Origin of the sequence: Clostridium sardiniense, from assembly GCF_016907995.1 — a bacterium.
Classification (GTDB): Bacteria; Bacillota; Clostridia; order Clostridiales; family Clostridiaceae; genus Clostridium; species Clostridium sardiniense.
On the sequence record NZ_JAFBDA010000011.1, the window covers coordinates 13,385 to 31,354 of the forward strand.

Below are 17,970 nucleotides of genomic sequence, written 5' to 3' on the forward strand. Positions count from 1 at the left end.
AGGTATTATGATTAATAAATACAAGGCTTATAAAAAAGTTGGGGCAATAGATAAGGCAATCGCAGAGAAAGTAGGGTTTGATTTTTATGGAAATGTCTATGCTTCACCAGGGGTATTAAAGCATATAAGAAAAAAGCACAGCAAGCAGCTTACTAGAAATATAAAAGATAATTTAACAATAATTATTGAAAGAATTATTGAGAATCCAGATTTTGTAGGAATGAATAAAAGGAATGCAGAATTAGGTGCATTAGAATTAGTAAAAAAAGTTGATGCATATATAATGCTAGTACTTGAAGTTGATTTAAAAGAAAAATATATTTATGTTTCAAGTATGTATCCAGTAACAAAAAGTAAGATGAGAAATAAGATATATAGTGGCACTTTGAAAGAGGCTGTATAATAAAAAAGTATTATTTGCTTGAAAAATGTTTCATTAAGTATGTATAATAAAAATATATAAAAGTTTTTGAGGTGAGAAAAGGCTCCTCACGCGCTAATATAATTTAGTAAACAGAGATGTAGGATACGCCGCCCTACCAAAAATTATTTAAAGACTTAGAGACTTTTGGTAAACACCAAGAGTTCTTTTTATTACAAAGGAAAACAGGAGGATGACTATGAAAAAAATTGCGGTTGTTTTTAATGGTGGAACAATATCAATGAAAGTTGATGATAGAATAAAGGCTGCTGTGCCAAGCTTAAGTGGAGAAGAGATAATGGCAATGGTGACAGGGATAGAAGATTATGCTGAAGTTGTAAATTATAATTTCTCATCTCTTCCATCACCACACGTTACACCTGAACTTATGCTTAAATTATCAAAATTTGTTCAAGAGCTAGCAGATAGAGAGGATATTGCAGGAATTGTTATAACACATGGTACAGATACTTTAGAAGAGACAGCATACTTTTTAGATTTAACAGTTAAGACTAAAAAACCAATAGTTGTAACTGGTGCTATGAGAAGTTCTTCAGAACTTGGATATGATGGGCCTTTTAATTTAGCTGCATCAATTTGTACAGCTATAGCTGAAGAGTCAAGAGGGAGAGGTGTGATAGTTTGTTTTAATGGAGAATTGAATGATGCAAGAGAAGTTACTAAAGCAAATTCAATGGCATTAAATGCTTTTAGAACTCCAAACTTTGGACCTGTTGGAATAGTTGACAATAATAAAGTTATATTCTATAGAAAAGGTAAAAAAGGAGAAAAGTTATCACCAAATAATATGGACAAAGATGTTGCACTTATAAAGTGTGTTGCTGGAATGGACTCATCTTACATAGAATTTGCTTTAGAAAAAGGATTTAAGGGTATTGTAATTGAAGGAATGGGAAGAGGAAATGTTCCTCCAACAATGGTTGATGGAATAAAAAAAGCAATATCAATGAATATTCCAGTAATTCTTGTATCTAGATGCTTTGAAGGAAGAGTCTTTGAAAGCTATGGATATGAAGGAGGCGGAAAACATTTAATGGACCTTGGAGTTATATTTGGTGATACAATGCCAGGTCAAAAAGCGAGAATACAGCTTTTGGCAGCTATAAATTCAGGTAAGAAATTAGATGAAATTAAAAAATTATTTGAAGAAGGATTGTATGAACATAATTAGATAAATGAATGAATTTTATTCATAAATTTAAAAATATTCGCATATAACAATATATTTTAATGAAATGTATTGACAATATTCGTAATAATTAATAGAATAGTATTGTAAAAAAACTCATATAATAGTGGAATATGGGCCGCTAGTTTCTACGAGATACCGTAATATCTTACTATGGGAAGACTATTCTTAAGAAAAAATTAAAGAAGGTCATTATGAGTTATTTTATAGAAAATAGGTCATAATGACCTTCTTGGTTTTGTGGGGGGAAAAAATGAATAAAGAAAAAAGGGTTTTCGAAATATTAGAAAACAAGAATGTTGATTTTAAGAAAGAGATTGTAGCTGGGATAACAACATTCTTAACAATGGCGTACATAATAGCTGTTAATCCAAGCATACTAAGTGCAACAGGAATGGATCAAGGTGCATTAGTTACTGCAACTTGTCTAGCAGCAGCTATAGCAACAATACTTATGGGAGTATTTGCAAATCTACCATTTGCATTAGCATCAGGTATGGGACTTAATGCTTATTTTGCTTTTTCCGTTGTAATTGGAAAAGGTATATCATGGGAGATAGCACTTACGGCAGTTTTTGTTGAAGGTATCATATTTATTCTTATGTCACTATTTAAAGTTCGTCAAGCAGTTGTAAAAGCAATACCTATGAATATGAAATATGCAGTTACAGCTGGGATTGGATTGTTTATTGCTTTTATAGGTCTTACTGGAAGTAAGATAGTTGTTGATAATCCAGATACATTTTTAGCACTAGGACATTTTACTACACCAACAGTTATAATAGCATTGATTGGAGTAGTGGTTATTGCTGTATTAGATAAAAAAGGAGTTAAAGCATCTATACTTTTTGGAATATTAGTATCAACATTACTTGCATGGGGATATGCAATGTTTAATCCAGAATATGCAGCAAGTCTTGGTATATATTTACCTAATGGAATTATTAAATTTGAAAGTATAGTTCCTATAGCAGGAAAACTTGATTTTGGTTATATGTTAAATCCAAATACTATATGGACTTTTATAACAGTAGTTTGTACATTCTTATTTGTTGATTTCTTTGATACTATTGGAACATTAGTTGGAGTTACATCAAGGGCTGGAATGCTTGATAAAGATGGTAATATTCCAAATGTAGGTAAAGCTTTAATGGTGGATGCGATAGGAACAACAGCAGGAGCGTGTCTTGGTGTTTCTACAGTAACAACTTTTGTAGAGAGTTCAACAGGAGTAGCAGCAGGAGGAAGAACAGGGTGGACATCAGTAACAACTGGGTTATTATTCTTAGTTGCGATGTTTTTCTCACCAATTTTTGTAGCAATCCCTGCATGTGCAACAGCACCAGCTTTAATATATGTTGGTTATTTAATGCTTGGAGCTGTTAAAAATATTGATTTTAATGAAATAACAGAAGGATTCCCTGCATTTATAACAATTGCAGCTATGCCACTTACTTATAGTATAGGAGATGGACTAACGCTAGGAGTTCTAGCTTATGTTTTCATTAATGTTTTATATAATACATTCTTTATAAAGAAGAGAGAAGAAAAGAAAAAAATATCTATAGTTATGATTGTACTTGCAATAGTATTCTTATTTAAATTATTTTTATTATAAAATAAATGAAGGACTAGCTTTTTGAGCTAGTCTTTTTTTATGGGAAAGATAAATAAAACTTAAATGTAAACATTTTGTTAACAAACTATTGACTTTAATGTTGTACTAAAATAATATGTATTTATGAATTTAAGTTTTATGTAGAGGAGGGGAAATAATGGTAAAAAGTATGACTAGCTTTGGAAGAGCTAGTAGTGAAGAAGGTAAAGAAAGACTTTTTTCTATTGAAATGAAAAGTGTAAATCATAGATATTTAGATATGAATATAAGAATGCCAAAGTCAATTTTTCCTTTAGAAGAAAGACTTCGTAAATTAATAAGCTCAAAATTAAATAGAGGAAAAGTTGATGTTTATATAAATCTCAAGAACTTTTCTAAAGGCGAAAGTATTGCAGAAGTTAATGAAACGTTAGCTAGAAGTTATTTTGAATGCTTAGCTAGAATTTCAGAAGAATTAAATATTCCAAATGATGCAACAGCAACTAAGATAGCAAGATTTCCAGATGTAATTTCAGTTACAGAAAAAGAAGAAAATATTGAAGAAATATTTGAAGAAATAAAAGTTTTAATGGAAGCTTCTCTTGAAAATATGGTTGAAATGAGGGAGAGAGAAGGAGAAAAACTTAAAGAAGATATATTAGAAAAGCTTAATGTAATAGAGAACCTTGTACTTGATATAGAGAAAATTGCAGATTTAATTCCAATGCAGTATAAAGCAAAGTTAGAAGATAGAATAAAAGATCTAACTACAGGGATTGAAATAGATGAAAATAGAGTTGCAGTTGAAATTGCTATTTTCGCAGATAAGGCTACTGTAGATGAAGAAATTATAAGACTTAGAAGTCATATATCTCAAATGAGAAGTACTCTTGATATATGTGAGCCGATAGGTAGAAAGCTTGATTTTATTGTTCAAGAAATGAATAGAGAAGCAAACACTATAGCTTCTAAATCAAATGACATGAAAATGACAAATATAGTCATTGACATAAAAAATCTAATTGAAAAGATTAGAGAACAAGTTCAAAACATAGAATAATAAGGAGGATACACATGGGTATTAAATTAATCAATATTGGCTTTGGAAATATTGTGTCAGCTAATAGACTAGTTGCTATTGTAAGTCCTGAGTCTGCACCAATTAAGAGAATAATCCAGGAAGCTAGAGATAGAGGAATGCTTATCGATGCAACTTATGGAAGAAGAACAAGAGCAGTTATTATAACTGATAGTGACCATGTAATTTTATCAGCAGTTCAACCAGAAACAGTAGCTCATAGATTATCAAATAAAGATGATCATGAAGATGAGGTAGATGAATAATGAGTAAAAAAGGCGTTTTATTAGTAATATCAGGTCCATCAGGAGCTGGTAAAGGAACAATTTGTAAGGCATTATTAGATAAGCATAAGGATATTTATTTATCAGTTTCAGCCACAACTAGAGAGCCAAGAGTTGGCGAAGTGCATGGAGTAAATTATTTCTTCAAAACTAAAGAAGAATTTTTACAAAAGGTTGAAGAAGGAGACTTCTTAGAACATGCAGAAGTGTATGGCAATTACTATGGAACACCAAAGTCTAGTGTACAAAAGATGTTAGACGAAGGCAGAGATGTAATATTAGAAATAGATATACAAGGAGCTTTAAAAGTTAAAGAAAATTGTGAAGAGGGAATATTTATATTTATACTTCCTCCATCAATGGAAGAATTAAAACAAAGGATCATTAAAAGAGGAAGTGAAACACCTGAATCATTAATGACAAGATTTAAATCAGCATATAAAGAAATAAATTATATATCAAAATATAATTACGCTGTTGTAAATGATGAAGTAGATACAGCTGTAGCAAAGCTTGAATCTATAATTACAGCAGAAAGATGTAGAGTAGATAGAATGAAAAATAAGATATTAGATTCTAAGGAGGGCTTTATACATGAACAACTCTATGATTAATCCATCAATAGTAGATTTATTAAAAAAGGTAGAAGACAGATATTCACTAGTTATAGTGACTTCAAAGAGAGCTAGACAAATAATTGCAGGTAGTGAACCATTAGTAAACATAAATTCACAAAAACCTTTAACAATCGCAATAAATGAAGTAAATGAAAGTAAAGTAGGATACGAAACTATAGAAGTAGTAGAGGAAAACTAGTATATTATGTATAAGGATAAATGCGTTGTATTAGGAGTTTGTGGAGGAATTGCAGTTTATAAAGCATTAGATGTTGTAAGTGCTCTTCGTAAAAAAGGAGTAGAGGTTAGGGTCATAATGACTGAATCAGCTACTCAATTTGTTACACCGTTAACTTTTCAGTCAATTAGTCAAAATATGGTTATAACTGATATGTTTTCAGAGCCAAAGGCATGGGAGATTCAACACATTAGTCTTGCTCAAAAAGCAGATATAATGCTTGTTGCACCAGCTACAGCAAATATAATAGGTAAGGTTGCAAATGGTATAGCAGATGATATGTTATCAACTACTATAATGGCTACTAAAGCTAAGGTTATATTTGCACCAGCAATGAATACAAATATGTATGAAAATCCAATTGTTCAAGCTAACATTAAAAAGCTTAAAGAATATGGATATGAGTTTATAGAACCAGACTCAGGAAGACTTGCATGTGGAGATATTGGCAAAGGAAAACTTCCAAAGCCAGAAGTTATATTTGAACATGTTTTAACAGCACTTCATCCAACTAAAGATTTAGAAGGCAAGAAAGTTCTTGTAACAGCAGGGCCTACTAGAGCAAATATAGATCCAGTTAGATTTATAACAAATAATTCAACTGGGAAAATGGGATATGCTATTGCAGAAGAAGCAAGAGATAGAGGAGCTAGAGTTGTACTTGTAACTGGAGCTAAAAATATAAAGAAACCACAGGGAATAGAGATTATTGAAGTAGATACAAATTCTGAAATGAGAAAGGCTGTCCTTGATCATTATAATTCATCTGACATTGTTATAAAGTCAGCAGCTGTTGCTGATTATAAGCCTAAGGAATATAGCGATGAGAAAATAAAAAAAGGTGATGGGAATTTAAATATAGAATTTACTAGAGATAATGATATTTTAATGGAACTTGGACAAAAGAAAAAGAACCAAGTATTAATTGGGTTTGCTGCTGAAAGTAGTAATTTGATAGAAAACGCAAAAGGCAAATTAAAGAGAAAAAATCTTGATTATATTATAGCAAATGATATTACATCAAAAGAAACTGGTTTTGGTAGTGATCAAAATAAGGTTTTTGTAATTTCAAAAGATGGTTCTATAAAAGAACTTGATATAATGAGTAAAAGAGAAGTAGCTAGTAATTTGTTTGATGTTATTGAAAGAAAGCGCTAAGTATGCGCTTTCTTCTCTTATTAAGAAGAATTTTGAAAGGGTGAACTTATAAAATGGAACTATATGCTGAAGTAATTGTAAATAGTGATGCTGTAGAGATAGATAGAACATTCACTTATAAAGTTAAAGATGATCTAGTTCCTTTAATTAGTGTAGGTCACAGAGTTAAGATTCCATTTGGAGTGAGAAATAAACCTACAGAAGGGTTTGTTATGGCTCTTTCAACTGAGTTTAATGATACATATAAGGTTAAAGAAATAATTAAATTATGTGATGAAGAACCTATTCTTACAAAAGAAGATTTGCTTATGATAGAATTTTTAATACGGAAAACTCTTTGCAAACATATAGATGCAATAAGAGTTTTAATACCAACTGGACTTATTAAAGGACTAAAAAGCAAAAAGAAAAAAGTTATTAAGTTTGTTAATGATTTTTATGAAGATATAAAAAACAAAGAAAAATATAAAAATCTTATTAGATTTATAAAAGATAATGATTGTTTATTTTCTAAATCAGAATTATCTAAAGAATATAACTTTTCTACATATGTAATAAATAAATCAATAGAAAAAGGCTATTTATCTGTTGAAGAGACAGTAATAGAGAGATTTAATCGTAGGATTTATAAAGAAGATAATTCTAAAGATTTAACAGAAGAACAAAAACAAGCAATATTAAGGATTGAAAACACAGATAAAAATGGAGTGCTTTTAAAGGGTGTAACAGGTTCGGGGAAAACTGAAATTTATATGAATTTAGTAGAAAAGGTACTAAATAGAGGAGAGGGAGCTATTGTTTTAGTTCCAGAAATAGCATTAACTCCACAGATGATTGAAAGATTTAAAGGGAGATTTGGAGAAGATGTTGCACTATTTCATAGTAGGCTTTCAGATGGTGAAAGATTCGATGAATGGTATAGAGTAAAATCAGGAAGGTGTAGACTTGTAGTTGGAGCTAGAAGTGCAATATTCCTTCCGGTAGATAAATTAGGATTAATAATTATCGATGAAGAACATGAAGGAACTTATAAATCTGAACATAACCCTAAGTATAATACTAAAGAAGTAGCAGAATTTTTAAGTGTTATAAAGGGATGTAAATATATTTTAGGATCTGCAACGCCATCTGTTGAAAGTTTTGCAGATGCTATGGTCTCAAAAGTAGAATTAATTGAACTTAATAATAGAGTTGATAATAAACCTCTTCCTACTATGCAAATAGTAGATATGAGGGAAGAGCTTAAAGTTAAGAATCTTTCAATGTTTTCAAGAAAACTTTATAAAGAAATGAAAGAAGCTTTAGAGAGAAAAGAGCAAATTATATTATTCTTAAATAGAAGAGGCTTTTCTACATTTATTTCTTGTAGAAGCTGTGGATATGTATTTAAATGTCACAAATGTGACATATCTATGACTTATCATAAAAATGGATACTTAGTTTGCCATTATTGTGGCAGAACAGAAAAGCAAGTTAAAATCTGTCCAAAATGTAAGAGTAAATATGTTAAGTTTTTTGGAGCTGGTACTGAAAAAGTAGAGAATGAAGTTAGAAAATATTTTAAAGATGCTAGAATTCTTAGGATGGATGCTGACACAACAAGAAATAAAGATTCTCATGAAAAAATATACAATTCTTTTAAAAGAGGAGAAGCTGATATATTAATTGGAACACAAATGATAACAAAAGGCTTAGATTTTAAAGGAGTTACCTTAGTTGGAGTATTGGCTGCTGATATGTCACTTAATATACCTGATTATAGATCTAGTGAGAGGACGTTTCAGGTAATAACTCAGGTTGCAGGAAGAGCAGGCAGAGGAGATAAAGAAGGGAAAGTTATAATACAATCTTATACTCCAAATCATCCAAGTTTAAAGTATGCTATAGATAATGACTATGTAGGCATGTTTAAAGAAGAAATTGCTATAAGAAAAGGAATGGGATATCCACCTTTTGGGAAAATATTGCTTATAAGAGGAATTTCAAAAAATGAAGAAAAATTAAAAAAAATTATGAAATCTATAGCTAAGGAAGTTGATAAATTACTAGATGATGAAATAACACTGCTAGGGCCAACTCAATGTATAGTTGGAAAGATTAAGGATAAGCATAGATGGCAAATCTTAATTAAGGGCAAAATTATAGATGAACTAGCTAAAAAAATAAAAGATAGACTTTATGAAATGAATAAGAGTGTATATAATGAAATAAGAGTAAATATTGATATAAACCCAAATAATTTATTATAGGAGGAATTTTTAATGGCAATTAGAAAGATAAGACTTAAAGGTGATGAAGTATTAAGAAAGAATAGTAAGGTTGTTGATAAAATAGATAATAGAACTTTAACATTAATAGGAGATATGATAGATACTATGTATGAAGAGGATGGAGTTGGTCTTGCAGCACCACAAGTTGGAATACTTAAAAGGATATTTGTTATAGATGTTTATGATGGAGAAGGTGCTAGAGTATTTATAAATCCTGAAATTCTTGAAACTTCAGGAAGTCAATATGGAGAAGAAGGATGTCTTAGTGTACCAGGTGAATTTGAAGATGTAGAAAGAGCGAACTATGTAAAGGTAAAAGCTTTAAATGAAAAAGGGGAAGAATTTATTTTAGAGGGAGAAGAGTTACTTGCAAGAGCAATTCTACACGAAAATGATCATTTAAATGGTATTTTATTTATAGATAAAGTAAAATAAATTTTACTAACCAAAAAAGGAGGGATACTTTTGAAGATAGTATTTATGGGAACACCAGATTTTGCAGTTCCATCTTTAAAAGAATTAATAGATAAATATGGAGTTGAGGCAGTATTTACTCAACCAGATAGACCAAAAGGTAGAGGTAAGAAATTAGCTTTTTCACCAGTTAAAGAAGAAGCCTTAAAACATGATATTAAGGTATATCAACCAGAAAAATTAAAAGATGAAAAAGAAATGATTGAAATGCTAAAAGAAATGAAGCCAGATTTTATTATAGTTGTAGCATTTGGTCAAATACTTACTAAAGAAGTTCTTGATATACCAAAGTATGGTTGCATAAATTTACATGGATCAATACTTCCTATGTATAGAGGTGCAGCACCTATAAATTGGGCAATTATAAATGGAGAAAAGGTATCAGGAAACACTACTATGCTTATGGATGTTGGACTTGATACTGGAGATATGCTTTTAAAGGATGAAGTTGAAATAACTGAAAATATGAATGCGGGAGAACTTTATGATATCCTTAAAGAAAGAGGCGGAAAGCTTTTAGTTGATACAATAGAAGGTGTAGTTAATGGAACTATAACTCCAGAAAAACAAAGTGATGAAACTTTTTATGCTAAAATGTTAAATAAAAAGATGGCTGAAATTGATTGGAAAAAGAGTGCTAGAGAAATTCATAATATGATTAGAGGATTAAATCCTTGGCCTGTTGCACATACTTTATATGATGGAAGCACTATGAAAATATTTGAAAGTGAAGCCTTAAATAAAGAAAGCAAAGCAGAGTGTGGAAAAATAATAGATGTTTCAAAAAAAGGAATAGAAGTCTCTACAGGAGAAGGGATTCTTTTAATTAAAAAAATGCAATTTCCAAATTCAAAGCCTTTAATGGTAGAGCAATATATAAATGGTCATGAGGTTAATAAAGAATTTATATTAGGTAGATAGGAGAGATAGTTATGTATTATCCATTTTATTTTGACAGAACAATGCTTATATTAATACCTGCTCTTTTAGTTAGCTTTTGGGCTCAAGCGAAAATTAGCTCAACTTATAATAAGTATAAAACTATAAGAACTATGAATGGTTACACAGGTGAACAAGTTGCAAGAATGATGCTAAATGAAGCAGGACTTTCTTTTGTAAATATTGAAATGGTAAATACAAGGCTTGGAGATCATTATGATCCAGGGAATAAAGTGCTTAGATTATCTCCAGAGGTGTATAGTGGAATCTCAATTGCAGCTGCTGGAATTGCAGCTCATGAGGTTGGCCATGCAATTCAACATAAAGAAGCTTATAAGCCACTTATAATTAGAAATTCAATTGTTCCAGTTGTAAATTTTGGTTCGAGTATTTCATGGATTTTATTTGTTATTGGGCTGTTTATGGGAAATAGTTTGCTTGTTAATTTAGGAATTGTATTATTTTCAGGAGTAGTAGTATTTCAATTAGTAACACTTCCAGTTGAGTTTAATGCATCAAGCAGAGCTATTAATATACTAGATAAAAGAGGTATATTATATGGTGATGAAGTGAGTGGTGCTAAAAAAGTATTAGGAGCAGCTGCTATGACATATATTGCATCTGCATTAATGGCAATTGCACAGTTATTAAGATTAATTGCAATTAGTAAAAGAGATAATTAAAAAGTATTATAGATTAATAGATTAAGAAAAACTGAAAGAAGAGGTATTTTATGAATAGTAGAAGCATAGCTTTAAAAGTACTAAATAGAGTATTTAATGAAGGGGCTTATTCAAACTTAGCATTATCAAATGAATTAAACAATTCAGACCTTAATGATAAAGATAAAGCATTAGTAACAGAAATAGTTTATGGAACTATAAGAAGAAAAAGTAGTTTAGATACTCTTATAGCTTCATTTGTTAAAGATATAAAGATAATGGATAAAAGAGTATTAAATATCCTAAGAATGGCAATGTATCAATTGAAATTTTTAGATAAGGTTCCAAGTTATGCTGCGTGCAATGAAGCTGTAGAACAAGCTAAAAAAATATCTTTAGGATCAAGCAAATTAGTTAATGGTATTTTAAGAACTTATGGTAAAAAAGGTGAGTCAGGGTTAAACTTTAAAAATAAAATATATGAACTAGCCTATACATATTCTTTTGAACCATGGCTTATAAGATTATTTATAAAACAATATGGAGAGGAAGATACTATAAAAATTCTAAATGGATTAAACTTTACTCCAAAGGTAACAGTTAGAGTAAATTCATTAAAATCTAACTTTGATGAAGTGTTTGAAGAGTTAGAAGAAAATGGTTATAATGTAGAAGAAGGATATATATGTCCTGAGGCTATTTCAATTAAAGGTGGAAAAAGCGTAGAAAATAATAAATTGTTTAATGAAGGTAAGATAACTGTTCAAGATGAAAGTGCTATGTTAGTTGCACCACTTTTAGATGTAAAGCATGGTGAAATTGTATTAGATTTATGTAGTGCACCTGGAGGTAAGACAACTCATATATCAGAGCTTCTTGAGAATACAGGAAAAGTTTTAGCTTTTGATTTACATGAAAATAAATTAGGCTTAATTAAAGAAAATTGTGATAGACTAGGAATAGATAATGTAGAATTAAAAGAAATGGATGCTACAAAGATAGACGTAGAGCTTGTAGGTCTTGCTGATAAAATACTTTTAGATGTTCCATGTTCAGGTCTAGGAATAATAAAGAGAAAACCAGAAATTAAATGGAATAAAAATCGTGAAGAACTTAAAGAAATAGTTAAAGTACAAAGAGATATTATGGAAAATTCATGGCAATATTTAAAAATTGGTGGAGCTATGGTTTACTCAACTTGTACTTTAAATAAAGAAGAAAACGAGCAAAACATTGAATGGTTCTTAAATAAACATAAAGACTGTAAGTTAGAGAAAGTATTCATAGGCAAGGGAGATAACTTAAAATATCAAAATGATATGTTAACAGTTTTTCCAAATGAGTATATGGATGGTTTCTTTATGGCTAAACTTAAGAAAATTTAGTAGGAGAAATTTTATGAAAAATTTATTAGATTATACTTTAGATGAATTTGCATCATGGTTAAAAGAAAATGGTGAAAGTGCTTTTAGATCAAAACAAGTATTTTCATGGATGTATAAAGATATATGGAATTTTGATGATATGAAAAATATACCAAAGTCATTAAAAGAAAAGTTAAATGAAAACTTTGAAATTTTAATTCCTGAGGTTGTTGAATGTTTTCAGTCATCAGATGATAATACGAGGAAATTACTTTTAGCGCTTAATGATGGAAATTTAATAGAATGTGTAATCATGCAATACAAACATGGAAATACAATATGTATTTCTACTCAAGTTGGATGTAGAATGGGATGTAAATTCTGTGCATCAACAATAGATGGTAGAGTGAGAAACTTGACTTCTGGTGAAATTCTTTCACAAATAATGATAGCTCAAAAGGTATTAGGAGAAAGAATATCAAATATTGTTTTAATGGGAAGTGGGGAACCACTTGATAATTATGACAATGTTTTAAAATTCCTAAAAGAAGTGACTTCTGAATATGGATTTAACATAGGTCAAAGGCATATTACACTATCAACATGTGGATTAGTACCTAAAATTTATGAATTAGCAGATGAAGGTATGACAATAACACTTGCGATTTCATTACATGCATTTAGTGATGAAAAGAGAAGAGAGATAATGCCAATTGCTAACAAATATTCAATAAAAGAAATTTTAGATGCATGCCATTACTATATTGATAAAACTAATAGAAGAGTAACATTTGAATATGCACTAGTAAAAGATGTTAATGATAGTAAAGAAGATGCTAAATCTTTAGGGCAATTATTAAAAGGAATGCTTTGTCATGTCAATTTAATACCTGTAAATGAAGTAAAAGAAAATTCATTTAAAAGATCTTCTAATAAAACTGTAGAAACTTTTGCAGAAATTCTTAAAGATAGAGGAATTGAAGCTACAGTTAGAAGAGAAATGGGCGGAGATATTAATGCAGCATGCGGGCAATTGAGAAGAAGTTACATTAAGTCCCAAAGTTAGGGGGAGAGTATATGGTAGGATATAAAAGTGATGTTGGAATAAAACGAAAATTTAATGAAGATAGTTTTGGTTACTTTGAAGATGATTCTTATAGTATTTATGTAGTTGCAGATGGAATGGGTGGCCATAATGCAGGGGAAGTAGCTAGTGAAATGGCAGTTAGTGAAGTTGTAAAATTTGTAAATGATAATATTAATGAATTTTGTGATAATGTTCTTGAAGAAGCAATAAAAAAAGTAAACTCTAATATATATAATTATTCAGCAAGTGATAAAAAGTTAAAGGGAATGGGAACTACAATAACAGCATGTTTGTGTTATAATAATAAAGTAATTGTTGCAAATGTAGGTGATAGTTCTTGCTTTGGAGTTAAGGATGATATTGTATATAAGCTTACAAAGGATCACTCTTTAGTTCAGCAACTTTTAGATGCTGGAAGTATATCAGAAACTGAGGCAATGAATCACCCAAATAAAAACATTATTACAAGAGCTGTTGGAACTAGTGAAAATGTTGAAGTAGATATATTTAAATTTGAGCTAGATGAATATGATAAATATCTAATATGTTCAGATGGATTAACTAATGAAGTCACAATTGATGAAATGAACAATATATTAAAAAGAGAAAAAAACAATAAACTTGCCTGTGAATACTTAGTAGATGAAGCTAATAAAAATGGAGGCAGAGATAATATTACAGTGATGTTGTTTGGAGGAGAGATAATATGAATGGGGAAATATTAGGCGATAGATATGAACTGCTTGAGCAAGTTGGCGAAGGTGGCATGGCTATTGTTTATAAGGCTAGATGTAATAAGCTAAATAGATATGTAGCGGTTAAAATTCTAAAAGCTGAGTACTCAGATAATGAAGAAATAGTTAGTAAGTTTAAAAAAGAAGCAACTGCCATAGCGAAGCTATCTGACAACAATATAGTGAATGTTCTAGATGTAGGTACTCAAGGAGATACTAATTATATTGTAATGGAACTAGTGAATGGTAAAACACTTAAAGAAGTTATAGAACAGTTTGGTAAAGTAAGTTATGAGACTGCTATAACTATTGCAATTCAAGTTGCAAAGGCTTTAGATTGTGCGCATAAGAATAATATAATTCATAGAGATATAAAACCTCAAAACATATTGGTTACTGAAGATGGATTAGTTAAAGTAACTGATTTTGGTATTGCTAAGTCTTCAGATTCTGCAACCTTAACAAATACAAGTACTATTTTAGGTTCAGCACATTACTTCTCACCAGAGCAAGCAAAAGGAAGTTTTATTGACGATAGAACAGACATTTATTCATTAGGTGTTGTAATGTATGAAATGTTAACAGGAAAGGTGCCATTTGAAGCAGATTCTCCTGTTACAATAGCTTTAAAGCATCTTCAGGAACAAGTAGTTCCACCAAAGGAGTTAAATAGTAAAATTCCTGAAAGCTTAAATAAAGTTGTATTAAAGTGTATGGAAAAGGATGCAAATAAAAGATATCAAGATGTTAAAGAGCTAATATCTGATCTTGAAAAAATAAAAGAAAATCCAGATGCTGAAATTGGAGCTGCTAGTAAAATTGGAAATGATACTCAAGCAACTACTCAGCATACTATTGTAATGGATGCTATAAAAGAGCCAATAATAACAAAAGATGATCATAATGACTTAGAAGACGAATATTATGATGATGAAGATGATGAATATTATGATGAAGATGATGGCTATTATGATGAATCAGAAGATGATAATTATGATGAAGAAAAGAAACCTAAAAAGAAAGATCAACATAAAAAAAGCAGTAAAGGAATTATAATTGGTATAGCAGCTGTAGTTATTATTGCACTTTTAGGTGTTGGGGGATACTTTATGCTTGGTGGAGGAGGTTCTCCTAAGAAAGTAAATGTTCCAAATCTTGTTGGTATGACTTTTGAAGATGCTCAGAAAGAAGCAAGTGGTCTTGGACTTAGAGTTGTTAAAATTAAAGAAGTTAAAAGTGACAAAAAAGCTGGAACAGTATTAGAAACTGACCCTAAGGCTGGAGAATCAGTTAATGAAGGAACAACCATAAACCTTACAGTTAGTGGTGAAGAAAAAACATATATGCCAAATATAGTTGAAGATACTTTAAATGATGCTAAAGCTAAGCTAAATAGTATTGGAATAACTAATATAAATGTTACGGAAGAATATAGCGATAGTATATCTGATGGAAAAGTAATTTCACAAGATCCATCAAAAGATAGTGAAGTCACTAAAGATACTACTGTTAATTTAGTTGTAAGTAAAGGTAAAAAGACAACAAATGTTACTATACCTTCATTGAAGGGATTAACTGAAAGAGAAGCTAGAGAGAAATTATCTTCTCTTGGATTAAACGTAAATGTTCAAACAAGCAAAACAACAGATCCATCATTAAAGGATAAAGTAATAGATTCATCACCAAAATCAGGTGCTACTGTAGAAAAAGGTTCAGATGTTACATTAACTATTGGAACTTACACAGAAGAAAATATAGATATAATGAGTAAAATTAGTGGAATGAGCTTTAAAAATGCTGTTAAGGAGTTAGCTAAATATAATATTACAGCAACTATTCAAGATGGATATGATAAAGATGGGAATATTGTGAGTTCTTCTCCATCTTCTGTAAAACCAGGAGGTTCAGTAACGCTAACAACTGATAAAGAAAAAACACAACAAATTGATAGTAGTAGAGTAATCGGAAAATCTTTTAGTGATGCATCATCATATTTAGAAGGATTAGGATATAAAGTACATTCAAATCCTGGTAATGCAGGTCCTAATGACATAGTAACTGGTATGGATGTAAATGGAAAAAGTGTTGCTCTTACTATAAAAAAAGATGATAGTACAGAAACTGGTACAGAAGCGGGTCATAAAGAGAACAAAAATAAAAAAAATTAATAATATTTAATTTAATAAATAAAAAAAGGGGCAATAATGCCTCTTTTTTATATATTAAAATTTATATAAATTCTTAAAGCATAATTTAAAAAGGTTGCAAAAAATAATGAAAAGTGTTTATATTAATAAGTAAGAAAGAAATTTTTGGAGGAACTATGAAGGGAAAAATAATTAAAGGAATAGGTGGGTTCTATTATATAAAAACTGACGAAGGAATAATAGAATGTAAGGCTAGAGGGAAGTTTAGACATAAATCACTTAAACCTATGGTTGGAGATAATGTAGAGATTTTAATAGAAAATGGAAAAGGAACTATTGAAAAGATAGATGATAGAACTTCAGAGCTTATAAGACCAACAGTTGCAAACGTAACACAAGCATTTGTAGTCTTTGCTATAAAAAATCCTGATTTAAACTTTGATTTATTAAATAGATTTTTAGTGCTTTGTGAAAGTAATAATATAAAGGCAATAGTAGCTTTAAATAAAATCGATTTAGTAAATGAAGAAGAAAGAAAAGAATTAAAAGAAAAGATTAATGCTATAGGATATGAAGTGTTATTTATAAATGCGAAAAAGGGAATAGGCATAGATAATTTAAAAGAAAGATTAGAGGGTAACGTAACCGTTTTATGTGGCCCATCAGGAGCAGGAAAATCAACTCTTATAAATACACTTACAGATAGATTGCATATGGAAACAGGAGAAGTTAGTGAAAAAATTGGTAGAGGAAAGCATACTACAAGACATAGTGAGCTTATAGATGTATCTAATGGATATATTGTTGATACACCAGGATTTTCAACTTTAGATGTAACATTTATTGATAAAGATGATTTAAGATATTGTTTCCCAGATTTTGAGGAATATAATAATGAATGTAAATATAGAGGATGTCTGCATCATAAAGAACCAGGATGTGCAGTTAAAGAAGCTGTAGAAGAGGGAAAAATTAATAAATATAGATATGAATTTTATATAAGAACATTAGAAGAAATATTAAAAGGGAGGAAGTATTAATGATAAAAATAGCACCGTCAATTTTATCAGCAGATTTTTCAAGATTAGGGGAGGAAATAGAACTTTTAGATAAAAGTGGAGCAGATTACATACATATAGATGTTATGGATGGAGCCTTTGTACCCAATATAACTCTTGGAGCACCAATAGTTAAGGCTATTAGAAACAGAACAGATAAAATATTTGATGTTCACCTAATGGTTGAATCACCATCAAGATACATAGATGATTTTGTAGATGCAGGAGCAGATATCATAACTATACATTATGAAGCTGAAAAACATATAGATAGAGCAATTCAATATATAAAATCAAAAGGTGTAAAAGCTGGAGTTGTATTAAATCCAGGAACTCCAACTATACTTATTAAAGATTTAATTTCTAAATTAGATATGGTTTTAATAATGAGTGTTAATCCGGGTTTTGGAGGACAAAGCTTCATTGACTATTCCATAGAAAAGATTAAAGAAGTAGATGAAATGAGAAAAAAATATAATAAAGATTTAATAATAGAGATAGATGGTGGGATTGGTATAGATAACATTAAGACAGTTAGAGAGGCTGGAGTAGATGTTGCTGTTGCAGGTTCTTCTGTATACAAGAATGGTGAAGTTATTAAAAATATAGAGAATCTTAAAAGGAATTCATAA

Annotated in this window: 18 protein-coding genes and 1 riboswitch; all 18 genes read left to right on the forward strand. The window is 30.0% G+C overall.

Going from position 1 to position 17,970, the window contains the following annotated elements; all coding sequences use genetic code 11:
* The first annotated feature begins 7 nt into the window (after positions 1-7).
* The 18 genes from JOC62_RS10500 (at position 8) to rpe (ending at position 17,970) form a co-directional block, all read left to right on the forward strand.
* Positions 8-403: a PBECR3 domain-containing polyvalent protein gene (locus tag JOC62_RS10500; protein WP_204595228.1), complete on the forward strand. Its 396-nt coding sequence runs from the start codon at positions 8-10 to the stop codon at positions 401-403.
* 217 nt (positions 404-620) lie between these two features.
* Positions 621-1,613 carry an asparaginase gene (locus JOC62_RS10505; RefSeq protein WP_204595229.1) on the forward strand — a complete coding sequence of 331 codons (993 nt, stop codon included), beginning with the start codon at positions 621-623 and terminating at the stop codon, positions 1,611-1,613.
* 94 nt (positions 1,614-1,707) lie between these two features.
* Positions 1,708-1,805, forward strand: a riboswitch (purine riboswitch).
* A 79-nt stretch (positions 1,806-1,884) separates the two neighbouring features.
* Positions 1,885-3,249, forward strand: a complete 1,365-nt coding sequence (locus tag JOC62_RS10510) for an NCS2 family permease (protein ID WP_204595230.1) — start codon at positions 1,885-1,887, stop codon at positions 3,247-3,249.
* Positions 3,250-3,406: 157 nt separating this feature from the next.
* Positions 3,407-4,288: a YicC/YloC family endoribonuclease gene (locus JOC62_RS10515; protein WP_204595231.1), complete on the forward strand. Its 882-nt coding sequence runs from the start codon at positions 3,407-3,409 to the stop codon at positions 4,286-4,288.
* A 14-nt stretch (positions 4,289-4,302) separates the two neighbouring features.
* On the forward strand, positions 4,303-4,572 hold the full coding sequence (remA, locus tag JOC62_RS10520) for an extracellular matrix/biofilm regulator RemA (RefSeq protein ID WP_039316141.1): 270 nt from the start codon (positions 4,303-4,305) through the stop codon (positions 4,570-4,572).
* Positions 4,572-5,204 (forward strand): guanylate kinase, encoded by a 633-nt coding sequence (gmk, locus tag JOC62_RS10525; protein ID WP_204595232.1) that lies wholly within the window; start codon positions 4,572-4,574, stop codon positions 5,202-5,204. Before remA ends, gmk begins: the two co-directional genes overlap by 1 nt.
* Entirely contained in the window at positions 5,185-5,406 is a 222-nt protein-coding gene (gene rpoZ / locus JOC62_RS10530) for a DNA-directed RNA polymerase subunit omega (RefSeq protein WP_204595233.1), read from the forward strand. The genes gmk and rpoZ overlap by 20 nt, the downstream gene beginning before the upstream one ends.
* A 6-nt stretch (positions 5,407-5,412) precedes the next feature.
* On the forward strand, positions 5,413-6,603 hold the full coding sequence (gene coaBC / locus JOC62_RS10535; RefSeq protein WP_204595234.1) for a bifunctional phosphopantothenoylcysteine decarboxylase/phosphopantothenate--cysteine ligase CoaBC: 1,191 nt from the start codon (positions 5,413-5,415) through the stop codon (positions 6,601-6,603).
* A gap of 53 nt (positions 6,604-6,656) precedes the next feature.
* Positions 6,657-8,852 carry a primosomal protein N' gene (gene priA / locus JOC62_RS10540; RefSeq protein ID WP_204595235.1) on the forward strand — a complete coding sequence of 732 codons (2,196 nt, stop codon included), beginning with the start codon at positions 6,657-6,659 and terminating at the stop codon, positions 8,850-8,852.
* Positions 8,853-8,864: 12 nt separating this feature from the next.
* The gene (def, locus tag JOC62_RS10545) at positions 8,865-9,308 is read left to right on the forward strand and encodes a peptide deformylase (protein WP_204595236.1); all 444 of its coding nucleotides are present in this window, start codon (positions 8,865-8,867) and stop codon (positions 9,306-9,308) included.
* A 30-nt stretch (positions 9,309-9,338) separates the two neighbouring features.
* Positions 9,339-10,268 carry a methionyl-tRNA formyltransferase gene (fmt, locus tag JOC62_RS10550; protein WP_204595237.1) on the forward strand — a complete coding sequence of 310 codons (930 nt, stop codon included), beginning with the start codon at positions 9,339-9,341 and terminating at the stop codon, positions 10,266-10,268.
* 11 nt (positions 10,269-10,279) lie between these two features.
* Positions 10,280-10,969: a zinc metallopeptidase gene (locus JOC62_RS10555; RefSeq protein ID WP_204595238.1), complete on the forward strand. Its 690-nt coding sequence runs from the start codon at positions 10,280-10,282 to the stop codon at positions 10,967-10,969.
* 50 nt (positions 10,970-11,019) lie between these two features.
* Positions 11,020-12,333: a 16S rRNA (cytosine(967)-C(5))-methyltransferase RsmB gene (gene rsmB / locus JOC62_RS10560; RefSeq protein WP_204595239.1), complete on the forward strand. Its 1,314-nt coding sequence runs from the start codon at positions 11,020-11,022 to the stop codon at positions 12,331-12,333.
* A 13-nt stretch (positions 12,334-12,346) separates the two neighbouring features.
* Positions 12,347-13,378 (forward strand): dual-specificity RNA methyltransferase RlmN, encoded by a 1,032-nt coding sequence (gene rlmN / locus JOC62_RS10565; RefSeq protein WP_204595240.1) that lies wholly within the window; start codon positions 12,347-12,349, stop codon positions 13,376-13,378.
* Between the two features lie 11 nt (positions 13,379-13,389).
* Entirely contained in the window at positions 13,390-14,109 is a 720-nt protein-coding gene (locus JOC62_RS10570; protein ID WP_204595241.1) for a Stp1/IreP family PP2C-type Ser/Thr phosphatase, read from the forward strand.
* Positions 14,106-16,301, forward strand: a complete 2,196-nt coding sequence (pknB, locus tag JOC62_RS10575; RefSeq protein ID WP_204595242.1) for a Stk1 family PASTA domain-containing Ser/Thr kinase — start codon at positions 14,106-14,108, stop codon at positions 16,299-16,301. The genes JOC62_RS10570 and pknB overlap by 4 nt, the downstream gene beginning before the upstream one ends.
* Before the next feature lie 155 nt (positions 16,302-16,456).
* Positions 16,457-17,320: a ribosome small subunit-dependent GTPase A gene (gene rsgA, locus JOC62_RS10580; RefSeq protein WP_204595243.1), complete on the forward strand. Its 864-nt coding sequence runs from the start codon at positions 16,457-16,459 to the stop codon at positions 17,318-17,320.
* Positions 17,320-17,970, forward strand: coding sequence for a ribulose-phosphate 3-epimerase (gene rpe / locus JOC62_RS10585; RefSeq protein ID WP_204595244.1), 651 nt, complete (start codon positions 17,320-17,322; stop codon positions 17,968-17,970). Before rsgA ends, rpe begins: the two co-directional genes overlap by 1 nt.